General features: G+C 64.5%; 22 protein-coding genes. 10 read left to right on the forward strand and 12 right to left on the reverse strand.

Features of this window, described 5'->3' with window-relative positions:
* Positions 1 to 40: 40 nt before the first annotated feature.
* The 4 genes from AACH55_RS08520 to AACH55_RS08535 all read right to left on the reverse strand — a co-directional run bounded on the left by AACH55_RS08520 (position 41) and on the right by AACH55_RS08535 (position 4,812).
* A complete protein-coding gene (locus AACH55_RS08520) occupies positions 41 to 1,393 on the reverse strand; it encodes an amidase (RefSeq protein ID WP_338719001.1) in 1,353 nt (450 codons plus the stop codon).
* Between the two features lie 134 nt (positions 1,394 to 1,527).
* Positions 1,528 to 2,205: a DUF2848 domain-containing protein gene (locus AACH55_RS08525; protein WP_338719002.1), complete on the reverse strand. Its 678-nt coding sequence runs from the start codon at positions 2,203 to 2,205 to the stop codon at positions 1,528 to 1,530.
* 67 nt (positions 2,206 to 2,272) lie between these two features.
* Complete coding sequence (locus tag AACH55_RS08530; RefSeq protein ID WP_338719003.1) at positions 2,273 to 3,586, reverse strand: MFS transporter; 1,314 nt, start codon at positions 3,584 to 3,586, stop codon at positions 2,273 to 2,275.
* A gap of 290 nt (positions 3,587 to 3,876) precedes the next feature.
* Positions 3,877 to 4,812 (reverse strand): LysR family transcriptional regulator, encoded by a 936-nt coding sequence (locus AACH55_RS08535; protein WP_338719004.1) that lies wholly within the window; start codon positions 4,810 to 4,812, stop codon positions 3,877 to 3,879.
* A 371-nt stretch (positions 4,813 to 5,183) separates the two neighbouring features.
* Here AACH55_RS08535 and AACH55_RS08540 point away from each other — a divergent pair, with 371 nt between their 5' ends.
* The 10 genes from AACH55_RS08540 to AACH55_RS08585 all read left to right on the forward strand — a co-directional run bounded on the left by AACH55_RS08540 (position 5,184) and on the right by AACH55_RS08585 (position 15,617).
* Positions 5,184 to 6,161: a MurR/RpiR family transcriptional regulator gene (locus tag AACH55_RS08540; protein WP_338719005.1), complete on the forward strand. Its 978-nt coding sequence runs from the start codon at positions 5,184 to 5,186 to the stop codon at positions 6,159 to 6,161.
* Positions 6,158 to 7,144, forward strand: coding sequence for an isoaspartyl peptidase/L-asparaginase (locus AACH55_RS08545; protein ID WP_338719006.1), 987 nt, complete (start codon positions 6,158 to 6,160; stop codon positions 7,142 to 7,144). The genes AACH55_RS08540 and AACH55_RS08545 overlap by 4 nt, the downstream gene beginning before the upstream one ends.
* Positions 7,145 to 7,169: 25 nt before the next feature.
* The gene (locus AACH55_RS08550; protein ID WP_338719007.1) at positions 7,170 to 9,023 is read left to right on the forward strand and encodes a dipeptide ABC transporter ATP-binding protein; all 1,854 of its coding nucleotides are present in this window, start codon (positions 7,170 to 7,172) and stop codon (positions 9,021 to 9,023) included.
* 96 nt (positions 9,024 to 9,119) lie between these two features.
* Entirely contained in the window at positions 9,120 to 10,691 is a 1,572-nt protein-coding gene (gene gsiB / locus AACH55_RS08555; protein WP_338719008.1) for a glutathione ABC transporter substrate-binding protein GsiB, read from the forward strand.
* A 130-nt stretch (positions 10,692 to 10,821) separates the two neighbouring features.
* Positions 10,822 to 11,742, forward strand: a complete 921-nt coding sequence (gene gsiC, locus AACH55_RS08560) for a glutathione ABC transporter permease GsiC (protein ID WP_338719009.1) — start codon at positions 10,822 to 10,824, stop codon at positions 11,740 to 11,742.
* Between the two features lie 8 nt (positions 11,743 to 11,750).
* Entirely contained in the window at positions 11,751 to 12,695 is a 945-nt protein-coding gene (gene gsiD / locus AACH55_RS08565; RefSeq protein ID WP_338719010.1) for a glutathione ABC transporter permease GsiD, read from the forward strand.
* Positions 12,695 to 13,753 (forward strand): P1 family peptidase, encoded by a 1,059-nt coding sequence (locus tag AACH55_RS08570; protein ID WP_338719011.1) that lies wholly within the window; start codon positions 12,695 to 12,697, stop codon positions 13,751 to 13,753. The genes gsiD and AACH55_RS08570 overlap by 1 nt, the downstream gene beginning before the upstream one ends.
* Complete coding sequence (locus AACH55_RS08575) at positions 13,750 to 14,592, forward strand: M55 family metallopeptidase (protein WP_338719012.1); 843 nt, start codon at positions 13,750 to 13,752, stop codon at positions 14,590 to 14,592. Before AACH55_RS08570 ends, AACH55_RS08575 begins: the two co-directional genes overlap by 4 nt.
* Before the next feature lie 90 nt (positions 14,593 to 14,682).
* Positions 14,683 to 15,150, forward strand: a complete 468-nt coding sequence (locus AACH55_RS08580; protein ID WP_338719013.1) for an antitoxin Xre/MbcA/ParS toxin-binding domain-containing protein — start codon at positions 14,683 to 14,685, stop codon at positions 15,148 to 15,150.
* Positions 15,147 to 15,617: an RES family NAD+ phosphorylase gene (locus AACH55_RS08585; RefSeq protein ID WP_338719014.1), complete on the forward strand. Its 471-nt coding sequence runs from the start codon at positions 15,147 to 15,149 to the stop codon at positions 15,615 to 15,617. Before AACH55_RS08580 ends, AACH55_RS08585 begins: the two co-directional genes overlap by 4 nt.
* A gap of 21 nt (positions 15,618 to 15,638) precedes the next feature.
* Here AACH55_RS08585 and AACH55_RS08590 read toward each other — a convergent pair whose 3' ends face one another.
* The 8 genes from AACH55_RS08590 to AACH55_RS08625 all read right to left on the reverse strand — a co-directional run bounded on the left by AACH55_RS08590 (position 15,639) and on the right by AACH55_RS08625 (position 24,388).
* On the reverse strand, positions 15,639 to 16,532 hold the full coding sequence (locus tag AACH55_RS08590; protein ID WP_338719015.1) for a 2-dehydropantoate 2-reductase: 894 nt from the start codon (positions 16,530 to 16,532) through the stop codon (positions 15,639 to 15,641).
* Between the two features lie 85 nt (positions 16,533 to 16,617).
* Positions 16,618 to 17,406, reverse strand: a complete 789-nt coding sequence (locus AACH55_RS08595; RefSeq protein WP_338719016.1) for a GntR family transcriptional regulator — start codon at positions 17,404 to 17,406, stop codon at positions 16,618 to 16,620.
* 11 nt (positions 17,407 to 17,417) lie between these two features.
* Positions 17,418 to 19,037, reverse strand: a complete 1,620-nt coding sequence (locus AACH55_RS08600) for a gamma-glutamyltransferase family protein (protein ID WP_338719017.1) — start codon at positions 19,035 to 19,037, stop codon at positions 17,418 to 17,420.
* 33 nt (positions 19,038 to 19,070) lie between these two features.
* Positions 19,071 to 20,051, reverse strand: coding sequence for an oligopeptide/dipeptide ABC transporter ATP-binding protein (locus AACH55_RS08605; RefSeq protein WP_338719018.1), 981 nt, complete (start codon positions 20,049 to 20,051; stop codon positions 19,071 to 19,073).
* 10 nt (positions 20,052 to 20,061) lie between these two features.
* Positions 20,062 to 21,021 carry an ABC transporter ATP-binding protein gene (locus AACH55_RS08610; RefSeq protein ID WP_338719019.1) on the reverse strand — a complete coding sequence of 320 codons (960 nt, stop codon included), beginning with the start codon at positions 21,019 to 21,021 and terminating at the stop codon, positions 20,062 to 20,064.
* A gap of 9 nt (positions 21,022 to 21,030) precedes the next feature.
* Positions 21,031 to 21,921, reverse strand: coding sequence for an ABC transporter permease (locus AACH55_RS08615; protein WP_338719020.1), 891 nt, complete (start codon positions 21,919 to 21,921; stop codon positions 21,031 to 21,033).
* A 15-nt stretch (positions 21,922 to 21,936) separates the two neighbouring features.
* A complete protein-coding gene (locus AACH55_RS08620) occupies positions 21,937 to 22,884 on the reverse strand; it encodes an ABC transporter permease (protein ID WP_338719021.1) in 948 nt (315 codons plus the stop codon).
* A gap of 4 nt (positions 22,885 to 22,888) precedes the next feature.
* On the reverse strand, positions 22,889 to 24,388 hold the full coding sequence (locus AACH55_RS08625) for an ABC transporter substrate-binding protein (protein ID WP_338719022.1): 1,500 nt from the start codon (positions 24,386 to 24,388) through the stop codon (positions 22,889 to 22,891).
* Positions 24,389 to 24,815 lie beyond the last annotated feature (427 nt).

Here is a 24,815-nt window from a genome sequence, read left to right on the forward strand (position 1 = left end):
TGCGCGTACGCAAGCCTTGTCAGAGGGGCAAATGAGCGGATCAGGCGGCCAGCAGTCCTTCCACTGCCAGGGCAATCGAGAGCAGGCGCTTGTCCTCGCCCCCGGCTGCCGCCAACGACAGCCCGACCGGCGCGCTGCCGGGCTCATGGCAGGGCAGCGAGACCGCGCAGCCATCGAGGAAGTTGATCAGCGTGGGATTGCGCAGCATCTTGCCGTTGGCCGCGTAGTAGGCGTCGTCGCTGGCTTGCAGTTCGGCAATGCGCGGCGCCACGATGGGCAGGGTGGGCATGACCAGCGCATCGTAGCCGGCCAGTTGCGCGTTGACCTCGGCGATCCAGCGCGGGCGGGCATGCAGCACGTCCAGCAGGTCGGCCGCGCTCATGTCCTTGCCGCGCAGGATGCGCGAGACCACGCGCTGGTCGTAGCCGGCCGCGTTCTCGGCGATCAGGGCGCGGTGCCAGGCGTAGGCTTCGGCCGCAGTGAAGCCGCCCTTGGCATTGATGGCGGCCAGGGCGTTGAAGGCCGGCACTTCTTCCTCGACGATCACGGCGCCGGCCGTGGCGAGCTTGTTGAGCGCGGCGTGGTAAGCCTGGGCGACGGTCTCGTCCATGCCATCCCTGACGATGTTGGTCGGGGCCAGCAGGCGCAGGCCGCGCAGGGGATGGGCGACGACGGACACATAGTCTTCACCGGCCAGTACAGCATCCATGATGGCGCAGCATTCTACCGATACAGCCAGCGGGCCAATCGAGTCCAGATAAGCGGACAGTGGCAGTACACCTTGCATGGACACCCGCGCCGCCGTTGGCTTGAAACCGGTCAGGCCGTTCAGCGCCGAGGGGATGCGCACCGAGCCGCCCGTGTCCGAGCCCACGGCCGCAAAGGCCATGCCATCGGTGACCGAGATGGCCGCGCCGGACGAGGAACCACCGGGAATACGGCCGCCTTCGACGTTGCGCTCCCAGATGTTTTGCGGGGTGCCGTAATGCGGATTGATGCCCAGGCCCGAGTAGGCGAACTCGGTCATGTTGGTCTTGCCGATGACGATGGCGCCGGCCTTGAGCAGGTTCTGCACCACGGCCGCATGGGCGGTGGCGGCGGGCTTGCCGCGCAGCACGACCGAACCGGCCAGGGTAGTTTCGCCCGCCACGTCAAACAGATCCTTGACCGAGACCGGTACACCTTCCAGCGGCGACCGGTACAGTTTGGCCGCGCGCAGGGTGTCGGAAGCGCGGGCGGCCGCGCGCGCCTGGTCCGCATAGACGCTGGTGAAGACGCGCGCGCCTTCGCCCGCCGGATCGGCGATGCGGGCCAGGGCTTGTTCGGTCAGTTGCTGGGAAGTGATGCGGCCGGCATCGAGGTCGGCGGCCAGTTGGGAAAGTGTGCTGGGCATAGGAGGAAGTCGCTGTGGTCGGATGACAAATTCGCAGATGCGCAAGTATCGCATTGCCTCGCGCATCCAACAAAGACGCATGGGCGGCCCGGCTGGGTCGCCCCGTGGAATCAGGTCGCTTATCAGGCTGCTTATCAGGCCACTTCGGCCAGCGACTCGGCCACGTAATGGTGACGCAGAGCGCGTTGGCGGCGCGGGTCGAACAATTCCATCGTGAAGGACGCCGCAGGGCGGATGCCGCCGATGGCAGCCACCGTGCCGCAGGTCATGCCGCAACCCTCGGGCAGGGTGGCGCCGCCTTGCGTGAAGCGTGCGATCAGGTCGTCCGGCGTGCGCAGCGAAGCCAGCGTGCCTTCCTGATAGAGCCGGGTGGCGCCGTCTTCCTCGATCCAGGAGCGGATCACCAGTTCATCCCAGTACCCGGCCACCTCCGACAGCTTCCATGCGCTGCTGCCCACGGGCTTCACGCACGCCTGCTTGGAGAAGGCCACGCTGTGCGCTTCCAGCTTGCGGTCGGTGTGGTCGGAGGCAATCGAGACATACAGTTCGCCACCGCTGTTGAACACGAAGGTCTCCACTTCGCCGGACGAGGCCTCGCCCAGCACCTGCACCTGCGCGGCTTGCGAGAGCTGGTTGGCCGAGACGCGGTAGAACAGCGGCACCGCGCTGGGACGCGAGATGCCCAGGGCTTCCAGTTCTTCGATGTGATGTTCGATGGCCGCCATGTCGCGGCCGGCCCAGCCGGCGATGACCAGGGTGTGGATGTCGGTCTGGAGGGTGGATTGATCGGGGAGGGTAAAGGTCAGCTTCATGAGTTTCTGTTCCTACAGGGTGAGTCAGCAGAGGCGGGCCGGGGATGCGGCCAGCCAGGGGGAAAGATCAGTGCTTCTTGACGAACATCACCACCAGGAAGCTCGCGAGGAACTCCAGTGCGGCTACGAAGTACAGGCCAGAGGAGAGCGACCCGGTGCTGGTCTTCAATGCCCCGATCATGTAAGGGGCCACGAAGCCGGCGAGGTTGCCGATGGAGTTGATGAGGGCGATGCCGCCGGCCGCTGCGGTGCCCGCCAGGAAGGCGGCGGGAATCGACCAGAACACCGGGAACGCCGCCAGGATGCCGATGGCCGCCAGGGTCAGCGCGCACAGGGCCAGCGTCGCATTGCCCAGCGTCATGCCGGTGGCGATCAGGCCGATGCAGGCGATGAGGGTGGCGATGGCACTGTGCAGGCGACGCTCGCCGGTCTTGTCGGAGTGAAAGCCGTTCCAGATCATCGCCAGCGTGCCGGCCACGAAGGGGATGGCGGAGATCAGGCCGATCTGCAGATTACCCTTCACGCCGATTTCCTTGATGATGGACGGCGCCCAGAAGGCGATGGTGGCATTGCCGCTGACCACGCAGAAATACACGGCCGCGCAGATCCAGACGCGGTAATTGGCACAGGCCTCCTTGAAGGAGACATGTTTGCCCGCTGCGCTGTTCTCGGCGGCCAGGGATTGGGTGACGGCGGTTTTTTCAGCATCGGTGAGCCACTTGGCATTGGCCGGGTTTTCCGGCAGCAAGGCCAGCACGGCGAAGCCCGCCAGGATGGAGGGGATGCCTTCGATGATGAAGAGCCACTGCCAGTTGGCCAGATGGCCCACGCCTTCCATGCTGCTCATGATGAGCCCGGCAATGGGACCACCGACCGCACCGGCGATGGCGAACGAGGTCATGAAGAGACCGTTGACACGGGCACGGCGCTGGGCCGGGAACCAGTAGGTCAGGTAGAGCACCACGCCCGGGAAGAAGCCGGCCTCGAAGATGCCGAGCAAAAAGCGCAGCACGTAGAAACTCGTCGGTGTGGAGACGTAGGCCATGGCCATCGAGGCCAGGCCCCAGAGGATGGTGATGCGCGCCAGCGTCTTGCGGGCGCCGATCTTTTCCAGCAGGAGATTGCTGGGCACCTCGAAGAGGAAATAACCGATGAAGAAGATGCCCGCGCCCAGGCCATACACCGCTTCGGAGAATTGCAGGTCCTGCAGCATCTGCAGCTTGGCGAAGCCGACGTTGACACGATCGATCCAGGCCAGCACGAACAGGAAGACCAGGAAAGGAATCAGGCGCCAGGCGATCTTGCCGTAGGTGGCGTCCAGGCTGGCGGCAGCGTTGGCGGGCAGCGCCGCGCTGGCGGTAGCCGATGGGGAACAGGACATGGAAAACCTCCTCAGGTGTGGCCGGCGTCCGCGTGACGGCGCCGTGTTGTGTTCTGCATGGATGGGACCGGCGTGGCTGCAAGGACCAGCACTGCAGCCAGCCCGAAGGCGCCGGTCTGAATTCAGTATGGAGAGGCAGGGCGGGCGCTGTCCAACAAGAAAATCTGAGCAGCGTTGATTGAAAAATCTTATGAGCAAAAGCGGGGCGCCATTTGCTTCAGGATGGTGCTGTCCCCGCGTGGCCGCTCATCGGCGCGCAGCACAGCGTGCAGGCGGGAGGACGGGCGATCTCAGCCGGGCGGGACGGGCAGTCGCGCAATCTCCTGGCCCCAATTGAGTGCGAAGTCGGACGCCGTTTCCTGCGCGATGCGGGCCACGGTTTCGGTCAACGGGTTCTCATGATCCGCGCGGAAGCAGGCGATCAGGGCCAGCGCCGGGAACTCGGTATCCACCCGCAGCAGGTGCAGACTTTCTTCGTTGAGTTCGCGCTGGATGATGGCCGGTGGCACGGCCGTGATGCCGAAGCCATCGGTGGCCAGCCGGATCATGGTGGCCACGGAGGCGATGCAATTGATGTGCAGCGTGCGTTCGGCCCGCTCGCTGCCCGAGAACAGTCGTTCGATCACCGCATGCGGTCCGGAATTGCGGGCGAAGCTGATGATGGGGAAGGCCGCCAGGTCCGCCAGCGAGAGCGTCTCGCTGCCGATGTCGAGCTTGGGGCTGCCGACCCAGCGCATCGGAAATTCGCACAGCGCGATGTTGCTGACCTGCGGCCCGATCACCGGTTCGGCCTGCAGCACCAGATCGAGATTGCTCTTGCTGAACTGCTCGTGCAGGTGGATGGTGGTGTCGCTGACGATCTCGATCTGCAGGCGCGGAAAGGCCTTGTGCAGGCGTCCGAGGAAATCCGGAAACCAGCTGTGCACGATGGACTCGATCACGCCGATGCGGATGACGCCGGCAAAGACTTCGCGGTCGGACATGTCGTCCTTCATCTCGCGCATGAGCTTGACCATGCGCTCGGCATACACCAGCGCCTTGCTGCCATCGGCGGTCAGCGCCACCTCGCGCGCGCTGCGGTCGAACAGGCGCACGCCGAAGTCCTGTTCGAGCGAGGCGATGCGGCTGGAAACCGCAGCCTGCGTGGTGTGCAGGCGCTCGGCCGTGAGGCGGAAATTGCGCAGCCGGGCCAGCCAGACGAAGGTTTCAAGAAAGCGGATATTCATGAGCGGGCAGGGCGGAGGGAAGGGGCCTATTTTATCGTCTTCGGGGCGCCGCTCCTGCCGTCATTTTTGGTGCGCCGCGCCATGAATCTTCCTGCAACTGGCGCACATCTGGTGCATTTCATGCGGGCAATCGCGTGCTTCTGGTGCGTTATATCGATATTTGTTTTTTGAAAGTATTTTTTCTTTACTCGCCGGGAAAATGAAAATATATTTACATTTTTTCGGCGGGACGGGGTGGGATTGATCAGTCTCGTCGGGTGATAAAGAGGGCGGTCGCGGCAGCGGATGAGGTAAATGACTTAAATCATTTAAATGATTCATCTCTTTTTTTTGCGCAGCGGCAGAGTTCAATGAAGACGGGGTAGCGGGCGGTGAAACAACAACCGAAGAACATCAGTTTGCAAGGAGCCGGTGCGGTAGCGCAGGCCGTGGGCAAGCTGTATCCGCAATTGTCCAAGTCGCACCGCAAGACGGCGGATTACGTGCTGGGCAATCCCTTCCGCGCCGCCACCATGACCATCGATGAACTCTCGGAAGCAGCCGGCATCTCGGTAGCCACCGCCAACCGCTTCGCCCATGCGCTGGGCTTCGACGGTTATGCCTCCTTCCGTGCGGCGCTGGTCTCGGATTTCGCCACCACCCTGGCGCCCGTGGAAAAGCTGCGCGAGCAGGTGCAGCGCACCGCCACCAGTGCCGAGATCATGGCCGCCGCCTTCGACAGCGACATCGCCAACATCCAGGCGACCCGCCGCATGCTCACGCCCGAGCACTGCGAGCAGGCGGTCGACATGATCCTCTCGGCGCAGCGCGTCTTCATCACCGGCTTTGGCGCCTCGGCTTATCTCTCGGGCCTGATGGCCCATACGCTGGAACCCTATGTGCGCAGCGTCAATTCGGTGGCGATGGCCGGTGGCCCATCGCAGGCGGCGCGCCAGTTCTTCAAGCTCGACAGCGATGACCTGGTGATCTCGATGGTGTTTCCGCGCTATGCCGCCGACACCGTATGGCTGACCCAGCGCGCGGTGGAGAAGGGCGCGCGGGTGCTGGCCCTGACCGATACGCCGGGCTCTCCGCTGGTGCCATTGGCCGACGTCACCCTGTATGCCCAGACCGATGGCCGGCTCTCGCCGACCTCGGACGCCGCTGCGCTGATCCTGATCCAGGCGCTGTGCGATGCGGTGGCGCACCGTGCGCGCCGCTCGGTACAGGCCGCCACGCAGATGGCCGAATTCGTGCTGCCCTGGCTGTATCTGGCCCAGCAGCCACAGCGTGCAGGCACCACGCCGGTCGGCCAGCCCGTCCGCACTGCCCCCAAACGCGCATCCACCAAAGGAAAGACCAACGCATGACCACTCCGGTAATTGCCATCCACGGCGGCGCAGGCACCATCACGCGCGCATCCCTCTCGGCCGATGACGAAGCCCGCTATCACCAGGCGCTGGCCGACATCGTGGCCGCCGGCCAGGCCGTGCTCAACGCCGGCGGCTCGGCACTGGAAGCCGTCACCGAAGCGGTGCGCCTGCTGGAAGACTGTCCGCTCTTCAACGCCGGCCACGGCGCGGTCTATACCAGCGAAGGCAAGCATGAACTGGACGCCTGCGTCATGAATGGGGCCGACCTCGCCTCGGGCGCGGTGGCCTGTGTGACCCATCTGCGCAACCCCATCCTGGCTGCGCGCAAGGTGATGGAACACAGTGAGCACGTGCTGCTGGTCGGCCCCGCCGCCGAAGCCTTCGCCGCGCGCCATGGTGCGGTGACCGTCGAGCCGGACTATTTCCATACCGATGCGCGCCACGAGCAATGGCTGCGCGTGCGCGGCCAGTCGCGTGCGATGCTGGATCATGATGCTTCCTCGTTCGCCTTCGCGGAAAAGTCCGCCGGGCCCAGGGAACCCATCGACCCCGATCACAAGTTCGGCACCGTCGGCGCCGTCGCGCTGGACCAGTTCGGCAACCTCGCCGCCGCCACCTCGACCGGTGGCATCACCAACAAGCAACCCGGCCGCGTGGGCGATTCTCCCATCATCGGGGCCGGCTGCTACGCCAACAACGCCACCGTGGCCGTGTCGGCCACCGGCACCGGCGAAGCCTTCATGCGCACCGCCGCCTGCTACGACATCGGCGCGCGCATGGCCTATGCCGGCCAGTCGCTGGAAGAAGCCAGCCGCGCCGTGGTCTTCGAGACCCTGCCCAAGGTCGGCGGACGCGGTGGCGTGATCGCCATCGACGCCCACGGCAACCTGGCCTTGCCCTTCAATACCGAAGGCATGTACCGCGCCTATGGCCGTGGCGAACTGGCCCCGGTCACCGCCATTTACGCAGCACCGGCCTGAAGCGGCCGAGCAGGAGAGAATCAAGATGCAACAGTCCCAACGCGTGCTCGACGTCAGTCACCTCAACGTGCGCTTTGCTACTTCCGAGCGCACCGTCGATGCGGTGCGCGACCTGTCCTTCCACGTCAACCAGGGCGAGACCCTGGCCATCGTAGGGGAGTCGGGCTCGGGCAAGTCGGTGTCCTCGCTGGCCATCATGCGTCTGATCGAACATGGCGGCGGCAAGATCGCCAGCGGCAGCCTGCAGTTCCAGCGCCGCAGCGGCCAGATCCTGGATCTGGCCCAGGCTGATAACGCTACCATGCGCAGCATCCGGGGCGCGGAGATCGCCATGATCTTCCAGGAACCGATGACCTCGCTCAATCCGGTCTTCACCGTCGGCGAACAGATCGCCGAATCGATCCGCCTGCACCAGGGCATGAGCCGCGCGGCCGCCCAGGCTGAAGCGCTGCGCATGCTGGAGATGGTGCGCATTCCGGAAGCCAGGCGCGTGCTGGGCCGCCATCCGCACCAGCTTTCCGGCGGTATGCGCCAGCGCGTGATGATCGCCATGGCGCTGTCCTGCAAGCCTTCGCTGCTGATCGCCGACGAACCGACCACGGCGCTCGATGTGACCATCCAGGCGCAGATCCTGCAACTGATCCGCTCGCTGCAGCAGGAGATGCAGATGGGCGTCATCTTCATCACCCACGACATGGGCGTGGTGGCCGAAGTGGCCGACCGCGTGGTGGTGATGTGCCGTGGCGAGAAGGTGGAAGAGAACGAGGTCAGGCAACTCTTTGCCGCGCCCGCCCATCCCTACACGCAATCGCTGCTGGCCGCCGTGCCGCGCCTGGGTTCCATGCGCGGCACCGACAAGCCGCTGCGCTTTGGCATCGTGCCGCAGGCCGAGGTACGTCCCGACCTGATCGCCAGCGAACTGCAGGCCCAGGCGGAAATTGCCGCCCAGCGTCAGCCCATCCTCAAGGTACGCGACCTGACCACGCGCTTCGACGTCAAGAGCGGCATCTTCGGTCGCGTCAGGCAGCGCGTGCATGCGGTCGAGAAGGTGAGTTTCGATCTGTATGCGGGCGAGACCCTGGCCATCGTCGGCGAGTCCGGTTGCGGCAAGTCCACCACGGGCCGCTCGCTGCTGCGCCTGGTCGACATCGCTGGCGGCCACGTCGAATTCGGCGGGTGCGACCTGGCGCAATTGCCGCATTCGGAACTGCGCCAGTTGCGTCGCGACATCCAGTTCATCTTCCAGGATCCGTTCGCCTCGCTGGACCCCCGCATGACGGTCGGCTATTCCATCATGGAACCGATGCTGGTCCACGGCATGAAGGAGGGCGCACAGGAACGTGTCGATGCGCTGCTCACGCGCGTGGGTCTCACGCCCGAGCACGGCCAGCGCTATCCGCATGAATTCTCCGGTGGACAGCGCCAGCGCATCTGCATCGCGCGCGCACTGGCGCTCAATCCCAAGATCGTCATCGCCGATGAATCGGTATCGGCGCTGGACGTTTCGATCCAGGCTCAGATCGTCAACCTGATGCTGGACCTGCAGGCCGAGCTGGGCATCTCCTTCATCTTCATCTCGCACGACATGGCCGTGGTGGAGCGCATCAGCCATCGGGTGGCGGTGATGTACCTGGGGCAGATCGTGGAGATCGGTCCGCGCCGCGCCATCTTCGAGAATCCCCAGCACCCGTATACGCGCAAGCTGATGGCGGCCGTGCCGGTGGCCGACCCGACCCTGCGCCAGCCGGGCAAGAAACTGATGACCGATGAAATTCCCAGCCCGATCCGGCTGGTGGGCGATGAGCCCAGGGTGGAGCCATTGCGGGAAGTGGCTCCGGGGCACTTCGTGGCCCAGCACCGTATTGCCGGCGCTTTCTGAGCGGCGGCCTGTTTTCATGTCGTACCAAAATGCAGTCAGCGCAGTAAAACTCAACTACGTCGTACCAACCTCGCTTTACTGATCAGGAGAGACCACATGTCTACAACAGCAACTCAAAAGGGTGTATCGGCTGCCAAATGGCTGGCTGTCGCTGCCCTGGGTACCACGCTGCAGTTCGCCGCAGCGCATGCATTCGCGGCCAAGACCGTGACGCTGGCGGTGTATTCGACCTTCACCACGATGGATCCCTATGACGCCAACGACACGCTCTCGCTGTCCATGGCCAAGTCCTTCTATCAGGGCCTGTTCGGTTTCGACAAGGACATGAAGCTGGTGCCGGTGCTGGCCGAAGGCTACCTGGTCAGCAAGGATGGCCTGGAATACACCATCCGCCTGAAGCAGGGCGTGAAGTTCCAGGATGGCACCGACTTCAAGGCCGATGCCGTCAAGGCCGTCTTCGACCGTGTGACCAACCCGGACAACAAGCTCAAACGCTACAACCTCTTCAACCGCATCGCCAAGACCGAGATCCTGAACGACTACACCGTCAAGATCGTCCTGAAGGAACCGTTCTCGGCCTTCATCAACGTGCTGGCCCACCCCTCGGCGGTAATGATTTCGCCCGCTGCCCTGAAGCAGTACGGCAACAAGGACATCGCCTTCCACCCGGTCGGTACCGGTCCCTTCAAGTTCGTGGAATGGAAACAGACCGATTACGTGAAGGTCGAGAAATTCGACGGCTACTGGAAGAAGGGCTATCCCAAGGTCGATGAAATCATCTGGAAACCAGTGGTCGACAACAACGCCCGCGCGGCCGTGATGCAGACCGGCGAGGCGCAGTTCACCTATCCGCTGCCCTACGAACAGGCCGACCTGTTGAAGAGCAAGCCCAACCTGGATGTGATCGCCGCACCCTCGATCATCCAGCGCTACATGTCGATGAACACCAGGCAGAAGCCCTTCGACAATCCGAAGGTGCGCGAAGCCATCAACTACGCCATCAACAAGCAGGCGCTGGTGAAGGTGGCCTTCAATGGCTATGCCACCCCGATGGATGGCGTGGTGCCGCAAGGCGTGGATTACGCCTTCAAGACCGGTCCGTGGCCGTATGACCCGAAGAAGGCCAAGGCGCTGCTGGCCGAAGCCGGCTATCCGAACGGCTTCGAAACCGAACTGTGGTCGGCTTACACGCACAGCACCGCCGTGAAGATCATCCAGTTCCTGCAGCAGCAACTGGCGCAGGTCGGCATCAAGGCCAAGATCCAGGCCCTGGAGGCAGGCCAGCGCGTGGAACGCGTGGAAAGCTGGCAAGACCCGGCCACCGCCCCGGTGCGTCTGCTCTACATCGGCTGGTCGTCCTCCACCGGTGAAGCCGATTGGGCCCTGCGTCCGCTGCTGGCTTCCGAGGCTTTCCCGCCGCGTCTGTACAACACCGCCTACTACAAGAACGACAAGGTGGATGCCGACATCGCCAAGGCCCTGACCCTGACCGATCGCAAGGACAAGGAAGCGCTCTACAAGGATGCCCAGCAGGAAATCTGGAAGGACGCACCGTGGGCCTTCCTGGTCACCGAAAAGCTGCTCTATGCCCGCAACAAGAACCTCAAGGGTGTCTACGTGATGCCTGACCAGGCCTTCGAGTTCGAGAACATCGAGCTGACCAAGTAAGGCGGCAGTACCCGGCCGGCGGCGCGGTCATGCGCGCCGCCGGCCGCATTCCTGTGACGGGCCCGCGCCCGTCGCGGCAACAAGCAAGGCTTCGATCCGCCAGGGCGAGCGGCCTTCTTCAGAGAGCATCATGTTTTCCTTTGTCATCAAACGCCTGTTAGGCCTGATCCCCACGCTGCTGCTGGTGGCGGTCCTGGTTTTCCTGTTCGTGCACCTTCTGCCCGGTGATCCGGCGCGGCTGGCGGCCGGTCCCGAAGCCGACGACAAGACGGTCGCGCTGGTGCGCGCCGACCTCGGCCTGGACAAGCCCCTGCCCGAGCAATTCGTGAATTTCTTCGTCAAGGCCGCCCAGGGCGACTTTGGCAAATCCATCCGCAGCAAGCGCCCGGTCTCCGAAGAGATCGCCGCGCGCTTCTGGCCGACCCTGTGGCTGACCATCGTGGCGATGATCTGGGCCGTGATCTTCGGCCTGGTCATCGGCATCTCCTCGGCCGTCTGGCGCAACCAGTGGCCCGACCGCGTGGGTATGACGCTGGCGGTATCGGGCATTTCCTTCCCGGCTTTCTCACTGGGCGTGCTGCTGGTGCAGATCTTCTCGGTCAAGCTGGGCTGGCTGCCCAGCGTGGGTGACGACAGCTGGCGTCACTACATCCTGCCTTCGATCACGCTGGGCGCGGCCGTGGCCGCAGTGATGGCGCGCTTTACCCGTTCTTCCTTCATCGAGATCCTGCAGGAAGACTTCGTGCGCACCGCGCGCGCCAAGGGCCTGACCGAAACCGTGGTGGTCATCAAGCACTGCCTGCGCAATGCGCTCATTCCGGTGGTGACGATGATGGGCCTGCAGTTCGGCTTCCTGCTGGGTGGCTCGATCCTGGTCGAGGTGGTGTTCAACTGGCCGGGCATGGGACGTCTGCTGGTCGATGCCGTCGAGATGCGCGACTACCCCATCATCCAGGCCGAGATCCTGCTGTTCTCGCTGGAATTCATTTTCATCAACCTGGTGGTGGACGTGCTCTATGCCGTGATCAACCCCAGCATTCGTTTCAAGTGAGGGGAATCATGTCGCTCTCCAATTCGCCTCTGGCAACCACGTCCGAAACCGGTGCGCCGCTGCCGCCGCCCGATCCGGCTGCGGTGGCCGCTTCCGGCCAGAAGATCCGCACCCCCTGGCGCGAATTCTGGCGCAAGTTCAAGAAGCAGCGCCTGGCCGTCTATGCGGGCGTGTTCATCCTGCTGCTGATCGTCATCGCCATCATCGCGCCCTGGATCGTCCCCTTCGATCCCGAGAATTTCTTCGACTACGATGCGCTGAACTCGCCGCCCACCTGGGTCCACTGGTTCGGCGTGGATTCGCTGGGCCGCGACATCTTCAGCCGCACCCTGATGGGGGCGCGCATCTCGCTGGCTTCGGGTTTCTTCTCGGTGGCCATCGGTGCCGTGATTGGTACCGTCTTCGGTTTGCTGGCCGGTTACTACGAGGGCTGGTGGGACCGCATCGTCATGCGCATCTGCGACGTGCTGTTCGCCTTCCCCGGCATCTTGCTGGCTATCGGCATCGTCGCCATCCTGGGCGGTGGCATGGTCAACGTCATCATCTCGGTATCGGTCTTCAGCATTCCGGCCTTTGCGCGGCTGGTGCGCGGCAATACGCTGCAACTGAAGAACCTGACCTATATCGAGGCCACCCGCAGCATCGGTGCCTCGGACACCACGATCATGTGGAAGCACATCTTCCCCGGCACCATCTCGGCCATCGTGGTGTATTTCACCATGCGTATCGGTACCTCCATCATCACCGCGGCCGGCCTGTCCTTCCTCGGCCTGGGTGCGCAGTCGCCCACGCCGGAGTGGGGCCTGATGTTGAACGAAGCCCGCGCCGACATGGTGACCTCGCCGCACGTGGCGCTGGTACCCAGCATTGCCATCTTCCTCACCGTGCTGGCCTTCAATCTGCTGGGCGATGGCTTGCGTGACGCGCTCGATCCCAAGATCGACCAGCGTTGATGATGAACTTGCAGGTGCCGCATATCGGCCGGCTGCAGGCCGGTCCGCACAACAGCATTAGCGATGTGGCCGGCGTCACGGTCGGCCACTGCACCCTCGATGCCGGTGCGGTGCAGACCGGCGTGACCGTGATTGCACCGCATGGCGGCAATCTCTTCACTCACAAGCTGCCGGCTGCCGCCACCGTCATCAATGGCTTCGGCAAGAGTGCCGGACTGGTGCAGCTGGAGGAGCTGGGTTTGCTGGAAACGCCTATTGCGCTCTCCAACACCTTTGCCGTGGGCACGCTGCTGACGGCGCAGATTCTCCATACCTTGCGTGCCAACCCGGAATGCGGCCGCAGCCTGCCCACCGTCAATCCGCTGGTGCTGGAATGCAATGACGGCTATCTCAATGACATGCAAGCCCTGGCCGTGCAGCCCGCACATTTCGACGCGGCGATGCAGGCCTTGTCGGCAGAGGTGGCACAGGGTGCGGTGGGCGCCGGGCGCGGCATGTCCAGCTTTGGTCTCAAGGGCGGCATCGGTACGGCCTCGCGTATTGCCGAAGTGGGTGCGTCGGGCCAGGCTTATACGGTCGGTGCGCTGGTGTTGTCCAACTTCGGCCGGCTACCCGAACTGATCCTGGCCGGCGATCCGCTGGGGGCGCGGCTGGCGGCGAGCGAAGCGCCCGATACGGCGCCCGAGAAGGGCTCCATCATCATCATCCTTGCCACCGATGCGCCACTGGATGCGCGGCAGCTGAAACGCTTGGCCACCCGTGCCGGCGCCGGACTGGCGCGCACAGGATCGGCCTATGGTCACGGCAGCGGCGATATCGCACTGGCATTCTCGACTGCCCGGCGCATCGAGGCCCAGGCCGAGTGCCTGCACCTGTCCCTGCTGGCCGATCACCTGCTGGACCCGCTGTTCCATGCCGCCGCCGACAGCGTGGAGCAAGCCATCGTGCATGCGCTCTTCGCGGCCGAGACCGTGCGCGGGCGCGATGGCAACGTGCGCGTCAGCCTGCGTGAACGGCTGGCTTGTGCTGCCGATCTACCTGGAAAAACCGCTCTATGAACACACGTGCCAACATTCTGGTCTCCGTCGACATCGAAGGCGTCGCCGGGGTCTTCCATCCCGAGCAGACCCGCGCCGGCAATGGCGAATATGAACGTGCGCGGCGCTGGATGACCGAGGAAGCCAATGCCGTCATCCGTGGCGCGCTGGCGGCCGGTGCCACGGCCATCAAGGTCAACGATTCGCATGGCGGTTTCCGCAATCTGCTGCCGGACCTGCTGCACCCGCAGGCGCGCATGGTCCTGGGAAAACCGCGCGTGCTGGGCATGATGGGCGGGGTGGATCACGATATCGATGCGGTCATGCTGGTGGGTTACCACTCGCGCGCGCAGGGGCGCGGCATCCTCGCCCACACCACCAACAGTTTTGCCTTCGCCCGCGTGTGGCTGGGTGGGCAGGAACTGGGCGAGGCCGGGCTGTATGGCGCACTGGCGGCCGAACATGGCGTGCCGGTGATCTTTGGCAGCGGCGATGATGCCTTCATCGAAGAGAATCAGTCGCTGTTCCCGCATGCGATTTTTGCTGAAACCAAGAAGGCCTATGGTGCCAACAGCGGCGACTCGCTCACGCCGCAGCAATCCTGCGTGCTGCTGGAAGAGCGCGCCCGCCAGGCCGTGGCCGCGCTCGTTGCCAACCCGGCTGCCATGCCGGTGCTGCCCCTGCGCGGCCCATTGCGCTGCCGCCTGCAGGCGCAGACGGTGGCGCTGGCCGATCTCTTCAGCCAACTGCCCATCCTGGAGCGCAGCGATCACGTCACTGTCGAATTCGATGCGCCGACTGCGGAATATGCGGTGCGCGTGCTCAACAGCTTGTCGGCGATGTCGGCGATGCTGCGCTGATCACCTCAAATCTCATTTGACGGGACGTTGACGCTCATTTGGGAAGCTTCTAAGATGAGAGTCCGAACCTGACCAAATGAGAGGTTGACCATGGCAACACGCGCCGCTGTCGAATCCGCCGCGAGCAAGCGTTCCGCCGGCCTGGGGGCCAGGCCGCGCGACTTCGAGCGTTTCGCCCGTATGGACCCGATCAGCCAGGGCCGTACCATCCGCGACGGCATGGATGCCATCATCGCCGAGCGCGTGGCGCGCGAGCTGCTGCAGATCCCTTTGCAGACCCTGCTGGCCGGCCTGGGCCTGCCCAGCTCTACCATCCTGCGCAAGATTTCCCGCAAGGAACGGCTGTCCGGTTCGGAATCGGACCGCATCGCCCGCGTGCTCTACATCCGCGAGCAGGCGGCCGATGTGTTCGAGGATGAGGGCCTGGCCGCAGAATGGATGCGCCGCGCCAATGCCGCGCTCGGTGGACTGACGCCGCTGGAGGTGCTCGATACCCAGCCGGGCTATGACCGGGTGCGCGACATTCTTTCGCGCATTGCCTTCGGGATCGCCGCTTGAAAGTCTATCGCCTGGCCAAGGAGAAGCCGGGGCATTACGCTGCCGATGACCTGTCCGGCAATGGCGCCGCCTTGAGCGGTGGACGCTGGAATCCGCGCGGATTGCGCGTGCTCTACACCTGCTGCAGCGCTTCGACGGCTTTGCTGGAATCGCTGGTGCACATGGCCGGGCTGATGCCTCGGGCGCATTACTACCTGATCGTGCTGGAAGTCCCGGATGCCGAGGTGCGCAAGGCCTACGTGCCGGGCCTGCCGCCGGACTGGGCCGACATTGCCCGCGATCCGGTCAGTACGGCGGCCCTCGGCCAGCACTGGATCGAACAGGGCAAGCAACTGGTGATGAAGGTGCCGTCGGTGGTCAGCCCGACCGATTTCAATCTCTTGCTCAATCCCTTGCATCCCCAGATGGCGAGCGTCAAGGTGCTGGAAAAGAAGCCGTTCCGGTTCGATGCCCGGCTGTTTGGCTGAGCGGTCTTCGCGTTTCAGTGATCAGCGCGCCTTGCTCTCGATCAGCTTGACCAGCGCATGCACGGTCAGGTTGACGGGTGTCGCGATGCCATGCGCCTGTCCGCGCCGCACGATGTAACCGTTGAGATGATCGATCTCGCTGGGCTTGCCGCGTGCCACGTCCTGGGCCGTGGAAGAAAACTGCGTGGGCATGGTCTCGATGATCTTGCGCACGGCCACGTCCACGTCACCGGCCAGGGTCACACCTTCTGCCGCCGCTACGGCCTTGCATTCGGTCACCAGATGGCCCATCACCTCCAGCACGCCCACGCCTTCGACCAGCTTGCCGTAGGGCAGCTGCGTGATGGCCGAGAGGGCGTTGTAGGCGCAGTTGATGATGAGCTTCAACCACAGCGCGCCGCGCACGTTGTCGGAAATCTCGGTGGGCACCCCAGCGGCGATGAGCGCATCGGCTGCCTGCTGGCTGCGCGCAGCGGGCTCGATCACCAGCTCGCCGCGACCGTGGTGCCTGACGTGTCCGGGACCGGCCATCTCGGTGGCGACGTAGACCACGGCGGCGGACACCGGCTGCGGGATCACGGTGCGCAGGCGTTCGGCATTGTCGGTGCCGTTCTGTAGCGTCAGCACCAGCGTATCGGGGGCGAGGTGCGGGCGCAGTTGCGCGCCGGCCGTTTCGGTATCGGGGGATTTGACGCAGAACAGGACCAGATCGGCCCCGGCTGCAATGGCCGGATCGGTGCTGGCCTTGACGGCGATGGTCTCGTCGAAGGTCTTGGTTTCCAGTCGCAAGCCTTTGGTGTTGAAGGCTTCCACGTGCTGCGGACGGCCCACCAGTACTACCTCGTGTCCCGCCCGCGCCAGCATCCCGGCGAAATAACAGCCCACGGCGCCTGCGCCCATCACGGCTACTTTCATGTGTGTCTCCCCGCTTGGCAAAGTGAAATCAGGGGCCAAGCCTAACACAGCACCGGGGCGATTTCAGGGGGGGAGTCAGTATCGGTCAGAACGAACGCCGCACCCGCACCGACACATAAGCCGGCGGCTTGGTGGTCGTCGTAGCCCGCGCACTGTGCAGCCGATGCAAGGTGATCTGGTTGACCTCCGCATGGCTGCCGTCGATGTGCTCGCCCATCAGGCGCATTGCGCCCTCCGCGTCGCCTGTGGCGATGCTGTCGAGGATGGCGGCATGTTCCTCGTAGGTCGAATGCAGGCAATCGCCATACAGGAAGTCCAGCCGCCGCACGATGCGGATGCGATCAGTCAAACGATCAAATGACTCGGCCATCTCCTGGTTGCCGGCCGCGCGCACCAGGGTCTGGTGGAAGATCTCGTCGAGCTGCGCTGCCTTGGGACCATCCGGTTCGCGTGCACCGGCCGGCACGCACCAGGTGGCACGCAGCCCGGCCAGTACCGACTGGTCTGCGGCCTGCGCGCACAGGCGGCGCACGGCGTGCGTCTCGATGAGCTTGCGCATTTCGTAGAGATCGGCAAAACGCTTGAAGTCGATCGGCACCACCTCCCAGCCACCGCGCACATAGCCCTGCATCAGGCCATCGTTCTGCAGGCGTTGCAGCGCCTGCCGCACCGGCGTGCGCGAGACCTTGAAATGCGCCGCGATCTCGGTCTCGGTGATCTGGTCGCCGGGCAAGAGGCGCATGTCGAAGATGTCCTGTCGCAATTGCGCATAGACATATTCGGGCAGCGAACCACTGCGCACCAGCGCATCCTCGCTCTCGATATCGGGTGCGAGCGCGTCAGCGGCGGGGGAGGGGGCAGCCAGGCTTTTCACGAGGGGCTTTCTTACCAGGCCGCCACGCAGCCATCGGTACGCGGCTCGGTCCCGCCGCACAGCACGCCTTCGTCATTGCGCCAGATGATCTGGCCACGACCGAAGCCCAGCTGGTTGCCCGACCACGCGACTTCATGGCCCAGTCCGCCCAGTCCACGGAAGAGGTGCTCGGCGGTGGTGTGTTCGATGCTGACCTTGTTCCCTTTTTCCCATTCCCAGCGCGGCGCATCCAGCGCGGCTTGGGGATTGAGGCCGAAGTCGACGGTATTCATCACCATCTGCACATGGCCCTGCGGTTGCATGAAGCCGCCCATCACGCCGAAGGGGCCGACGGCCTGGCCGTTGCGCGTCATGAAGCCGGGGATGATGGTGTGATACGGACGCTTGCCCGGTGCCAGCACATTGGGATGTCCGGCTTCCAGCGTGAAATTGTTGCCGCGATTGTGGAGCGCGATGCCGGTGCCCGGCACCACCAGACCCGAACCGAAGCCCATGTAGTTGCTCTGGATGAAGGACACCATGTTGCCCTCGGCATCGGCCGTGCACAGGTACACCGTGCCGCCACGCGAAGGGTCGCCCGCTACCGGCAGCGTGGCGCGCGGGCCGATCAGCTTGCGGCGTTCATCGGCATAGGCATCCGACAGCAATTGCTCCACCGTCACCTTCATGTGCGCCGGATCGGCGATGTGGGCCAGGCCATCGGCATAGGCGAGCTTGATGGCTTCGATCTGGCGGTGGTAGGTGGTCAGCGTATCGCGCTCGCTGAAGTCGTAGGCCTTCAGCAGGTTCAGCGCCATCAGGGCCACCATGCCGTGGCCATTGGGCGGGATTTCCCAGACGTCATAGCCGCGATAGTTCACGCCGATGGGGTCCACCCATTCCGGCTGGAAGGCGGCAAGGTCGGAGGCTTGCATGTAGCCACCGGCTTGTTGCAGGAAGGCGGCGATCTTGTCGGCCAGGGCGCCGCGATAGAAGCTCTCGGCGCCGTCTTCGGCAATGGCCTGCAGAGTGGCGGCATGGCCCGCCGAGCGCCACAGCTGGCCGGCTTGCGGTGCCTGGCCATCGATGCAGAAGGTGTCGAACCAGGGCTGGAAATGCGGCTCCTTGAACTCGCGCCTGAAGTTCTGCTGCGCCACCTGCCATGCATGTGCCACCATCGGCGAGACCGGGAAACCCTCGCGCGCCAGGGTGATGGCACCGGCCATCGAGTCGGTCAGCGCCAGCTTGCCGAAGCGCCTGGCCATGGCGGCCCAGGCGCTGGGCGTGCCGGGTACGGTGACGGGCAGGGCGCCGTATTTGGGCATCTCCTTCAAGCCTGCGCGGGTGAGCTTGTCGGCCGACATCGACTGCGGGGCGGGGCCGCTGGCGTTCAGGCCGTGCAGCTTGCCGCCATGCCAGACCAGCGCGAACGCATCGCCGCCGATGCCGTTGGCGGTCGGTTCCACCACCGTCAATGCGGCCGCTGCTGCAATGGCCGCATCGATGGCATTGCCGCCGCGTTGCAGGACTTCCAGCCCGGCCTGTGCGGCCAGTGGCTGCGAGGTCGCTACCATGCCGCGCCGGGCATAGACGGCGCTGCGGCGCGAGAAGTAGGGATAGTGGTTGCTGCTGAAGTCGGGGAAGGCGGGCATGGCGGTCTCTCGTTCTTGGTTCAGGGGCGTATTTTATCGGGTCGGCCGTAGCGCCGGCTCCGGGCGGCTCAGGTGGCACGCCACCGTATGGGTAGGACCGATCTTGATGGCAGGCGGCGCCTCGGTCTTGCAGATCTCCATGCAGGACGGGCAGCGCGGATGGAAGTGACAGCCCGTGGGCGGCGCGGCCGGATTGGGAATGCTTCCCTGCAGCACGATGCGTTCCCGTTTTTGGCGCGGATGTTCAGGTGGGATCGCAGAGAGCAGCGCCTGCGTGTAGGGATGACGCGGGTTCGTGTACAGCTCTTCACATGTGCCTAATTCCACCATGCGCCCGAGGTACATCACGCCAATCTGGTCGCTGACGTGGCGGATCACGGCCAGGTCGTGCGAGACGAAGAGATAGGTCAGCCCCAGCTCCTGCTGCAGCTCGCGCAACAGGTTCAGAATCTGGGCCTGGATCGACACGTCCAGCGCCGACACGGCTTCATCGGCCACCACCAGCTTGGGCCGCGTGATGATGGCGCGGGCGATGCCCACGCGCTGGCGCTGGCCGCCGGAGAATTCATGCGGATGGCGTGCGGCATAGGCGGGATTGAGTCCCACCATGGCCAGCGCCTCGGCCACCTTGCGCTTGCGGGTGGCGCGGTCGTGCAGCTTGTGCACGATCAGCGGTTCTTCCAGCACTTCGCCGATGGTCATGCGCGGGTTCAGCGAAGCATACGGGTCCTGGAACACCATCTGCATGTGACGGCGCATGGCACGCAACTGGCCCTCGGGCAGCAAGGTCAGTTCCTGGCCCATGAAGCGCACGCTGCCTTCGCTGGGTTCGGTCAGGCGCAACACGCTGCGTCCGGTGGTGGACTTGCCGCAGCCGGATTCGCCGACCAGGCCCAGGGTCTGCCCTTGGGCAATGCTGAAGGAGACGTCATCGACCGCCTTGACGGTGCTGCCGCCGGCGGCAAAATATTTTTTCAGCCCGTGGACGCCGAGCAGGGGAGGAAGTGGAATCATGGCCTTGCCTTCAATGCGGATACCAGCAGCGCACGCTGTGGCCATCACCGAGGTTTTCCAATGCCGGCATCTCCTGGCGGCAGATGTCCTGAGCGCGTGCGCAGCGGGCGGCGAAGCGGCAACCCTGGGTGATGGTGCCGGGCGGCGGCACGCTGCCGGGGATGGCGGTCAGGGGCGCGCCGGGCACAGCATCCAGCGCCGGACGCGCGCGCATCAGTGCATGCGTGTAAGGATGGGCGGGGCGGTCGAAGAGATCCTCCACGCTGCTTTGCTCCACCACCTGGCCGGCATACATCACCACCACGCGCTGGCACATCTCGGCCACCACGCCGAGGTCGTGGGTGATCATGAGGATGGAGGTCTGCTGCTCGCGCTTCAGGTCGCGCATCAGGTCGAGAATCTGCGCCTGGATGGTCACGTCCAGTGCGGTCGTCGGTTCATCGCAGACCAGCAGGCGCGGCTGGCACAGCAAGGCCATGGCAATCATGACGCGCTGGCGCATGCCGCCGGAGAGGCTGTGCGGGTATTCGTGCACCAGCTGTGCCGCGCGCGCGAGCCCCACGCGCTCCAGCATGGCAATGACGTTGGCATCGATCTGCTGGCGCGGCAGGGCGGTGTGGATGCGCAGCATCTCGCTCAACTGCGCGCCGATGCGGTGCAGCGGGTTCAGCGAAGTCATCGGCTCCTGGAAGATCATGGCGATCTCCTTGCCGCGGATGCCGCGCAGGGTGGCGTCGTCGGCCTGCAGCAGCTCACGTTCGCCAAAGCGGATGCTGCCCGACAGCCGGGCCTGGCTGGCCATGGGGAACAGGCGCAGGATGGACAGCGCGGTGACGCTCTTGCCGCAGCCGGATTCACCCAGCAGGCCCACGGTTTCATCCTGGCCCAATGAGAAGGAGACGCCATCGACCGGCGCAACGCGGCGGCCGTGGCTCTTGAATTCGATCTTGAGATTCTCGATGGTGAGCATGGGTGTTCCTCAGCGGCTCAGTTTGGGGTCGAACACTTCGCGAATGCCATCGCCCAGCAGGTTGAAGCCCAGCACCACCAGGAAGATCGCCAGACCCGGCCACATGGCCAGCATCGGCGTGGTGTTCAGATAGCCCTGGGCGATGTGCAGCATGGAGCCCCAGCTCGGGTCTTCCGGCTTGGCACCCAGGCCGAGATAGGACAACCCGGCCTCGGCGATGATGGCCGTACCCATCGCAAAGGTGGCCTGGATCACCAGCGGCGCCAGCGCATTGGGCAGGATGTAGCGCCACATGATGCGCAGGTGTCCCGCACCGATGGAGCGGGCCGCCATCACGTAGTCGAGGTTGCGGATGGTCATGGCCTGCCCGCGCGCCAGCCGTACGAAGGACGAGGTGAAGCCGATGCCCACGGCCACCATGGCATTGTAGAAACCGCCGCCCAGCGCGGCCGCCAGCGCCAGTGCCAGGATCAGCGAGGGGAAGGCCTGCAGCGCATCGACCACGCGCATGACGATGGCATCGACCGCGCCGCGATAGTAGCCGCTGACGATGCCGATGGGCACGCCCAGCGAAAAGGCCAGCCCGACCGAGATCAGCGCAGCCTGCAGCGAGATGCGCGAGCCGTACAGCATGCGGGTGTAGATGTCGCGGCCCAGGTCATCCGTACCGAGCCAGTGCTCGGCACTGGGACCAGACAGTAGATTGCCGTAGTCCTGATCAAAAATCGGATCGTACCGGGCCAGTACCGGTGCAGTTATCGCCAACAGTACCAGTACAGTGATGATCACGGCACCGATCACCGCCAGACGGTTGCGGCTGAAGCGGCGCAGGGTGCGCCAGCGGGGCTGCGCCGGCAGGGCTTGGGCAGTGGAGGGGGTGTTCATGTCGGGAGGCGTCATCTTGGGATTCAACGTTCAGCGGGCAATGCGCGGGTCGATCACGCTGTAGAGCAGATCCACGCACAGATTGACGATGACCACCATGACGGTGGCGGCCAGTACACCTGCCTGTACAGTCACGTAGTCACGCTGGAAGATGGCGTCGACGATCATCTTGCCCATGCCGGGAATGCCGAAGATGCTCTCGGTGATGACCAGTCCGCCCAGCATGCCCGAGACCATCAGGCCACTGGCCGTGACCACCGGGATCATGGCATTGCGCAGCGCATGGCCCAGCACCACCTGCCAGTCGCGCAGGCCCTTGGAGAAGGCGGTGCGGATGTAATCCTCGTTGAGGACTTCCAGCAAACTGCTGCGCACCATGCGCATCAGGATGGCCGATTCACGCAGGCCGGCCACGACCATGGGCATGGTCATGGCGATCAGGTTGGCGTGCCAGTCCACCGACAGCGGCACGAAGCCCGAGGCCGGCAGCCAGCCCAGCTTGACCGCGAACAGGATGATGAACAGCATGCCCAGCCAGAAGTGCGGCACCGACATGCCGAACAGTGCGATCAGGGTGCCGATGGCATTGGCCCAGCCGCGCGGCCGTGCGGCCGACAGGATGCCGGCCGGGACCGCAATGATGACGGCCACCAGGAAGCTGCCGATGGCCAGCTCGATGGTGACCGGCAGGCGCTGCCACAGGGCCTCGGCCACCGGGGTGTTGTCGATGAAGGAGCGGCCCAGGTCGCCGTGCAGCACCGCCCACAGCCAGCGTCCGTACTGCACCAGCAGCGGATCATCCAGCCCCAGTTTGAGACGCAGCGCAGCGGCGGCTTCGGGCGTGGCTTCCATGCCGAGGATGGCGGCTACCGGATCGCCCGGCAGCACCGCCAGCAGGGAAAACACCACCATGCTCACCAGCAGCAGGGTCGGCAGCGACAGCAGCAGTCGCTTCACTAGCTTGGGTAGCTTGGGCATGGGCTCACTTGGAGACGGTGGCGGTACGGATCACGCCATCGGGCACGTACTGGAATCCCTTGACCGACTTGGCGATGCCGAAGAGCACGTTGTCATGCACCAGGTAGAGGTAGGGCACTTCCTTGACCAGGATGGTCATGGCCTGGTCGTAGAGTGCCTTGCGTTTGGCCTGGTCGCCTTCCACCCGGGCCTGCTGCAGCAGGTCGTCCACCTCCCTGGCAGCGATGTGCGAATAGTTCATCGAGCCGCCGGAATGCACGAAGTCAAAGATGTTCTGGTCCGGGTCGGGGCGTCCGCTCCATCCCAGGAACAGGGCTTCGAAGGTGCCGGCTTTGCCAGCCTCCACCTGGGAGGCGATCTCGGTCTTCTCCAGCGTGACGGTGATGCCGGCCGGACGCAGCATGCCCTGGATCATCTGGCCCGCCTGCAATTCATCGGCCGTGGTCGGCAGGGGCAGCCTGAAGCTGAAGCCGCCTTCCTTGCCGGCCGCCTTGAGCAGGGCCTTGGCGCGGGCCACATCGACCTTGGGTGGCGCGTCGCTGGGACCATTGGCGAACTGTGCCTTGGAGAAGGGCGAATGGCCGGGTGCCACTGCATTGTTGTAGACCACCTTGGCGATGGCGTTGCGGTCGATCAGGATGTCGACGGCTTCGCGTACTTCCTTCTTGTCGAAGGGGGGCTTGGTGGTATTGAGGTAGATGCCGCGAAAGCCCAGCGAGGGTTTGTTGAGTACCGTGTAACCGGCGTTGGCCGGAACGTTGGTGATTTCCTTGTAGGGGAAGCGGTTGCTGATATCGACCTGGCCGCTGCGCAGGTTGTTGAAGGCGACATTGACGTCGGGCATGATCTTGTAGACCACCTCATCGACCTTGGGCAGGCCGGCGCGCCAGTAGTCGGGATTTTTCTTCAGCGTGAGCGTGGCGCCCTTCAGGCGTCCTTCGTAGATGAAGGGACCGGTGCCGACCGGATGGTTGATGTAATCCTCGCCGTATTTCTTGACGGCAGCCGGCGAGGACATCATGCCGGCGCGATCCGTGAGGATGGAGAGGAAGGGCGCGAAGGGCGTGGACAGCTCCAGCCTGATGGTGTGGTCATCCACCACCGTGATCCTGCTGACGTATTTCAGTTCGTTGCGGCGCAGGGAAGTCTTCTCCTGGCCGCGCAGCAGGTTGAATTCCACCGCCTTGGCGTCGAAGGGCGTGCCGTCCTGGAATTTGACCCCCTTGCGCAGGTACAGCGTGTAGGTCTTCTGATCGTCGGACACGGTCCAGCGCTCGGCCAGCATGGGGACGATCTTGCCTTCGCCATCGAGGTCCAGCAGCTTGTCGAAGAGGCTCTGGTAGACGATGCGCTCGTTCAACATCGACGATTGCGTCGGGTCCAGCTTGCCGGGATCGGCATCCAGGGAGATGTTGAGCGTGACCGCCAGCGCGGGCAGGGAACAGGCGGCCAGCACGGCCGAGGACATCGTGGACAGCAGGAAACGGGAGACACGCTGGTTCATTCGTCATTCCTTTCAGAAGTCATCACGCATCGGGCAACCGGCCAGGGCGGCGAGCCCGCCTGCCGCAGCCATCGGGCCGGATCAGGTGATGGACACGGTGAAGTCAGGGGCGGATACGTCAATGTATACAACGAAGAAGACATGCAGGAAGCGTGCCATGGCGTCAGGATTGCGTCAGGCGGGAAGGTGCTACCGGTGGTTGGGAATCCGGGCGGCCGGGCTTCTCCGAAAATGATTGCCGCAGTCTTGGTCACCGCATTGATGCGGGGGCGGTGCGATCTGCGTGTGCACGCATGCGCGTGGACGGTGCGCGATGATGGCCGTTCATGTGCGCCGATGTGCGCGCATGTGCGGGGAGCAGGGAAGATGGGGTAGTGGTCAGGCGGCCACGCCTGTCCGTAAATATTTTGATTAAATAGCTTGCTAT

Origin of the sequence: Herbaspirillum sp. DW155 (genome assembly GCF_037076565.1) — a bacterium.
Classification (GTDB): domain Bacteria; phylum Pseudomonadota; class Gammaproteobacteria; order Burkholderiales; family Burkholderiaceae_D; genus Herbaspirillum.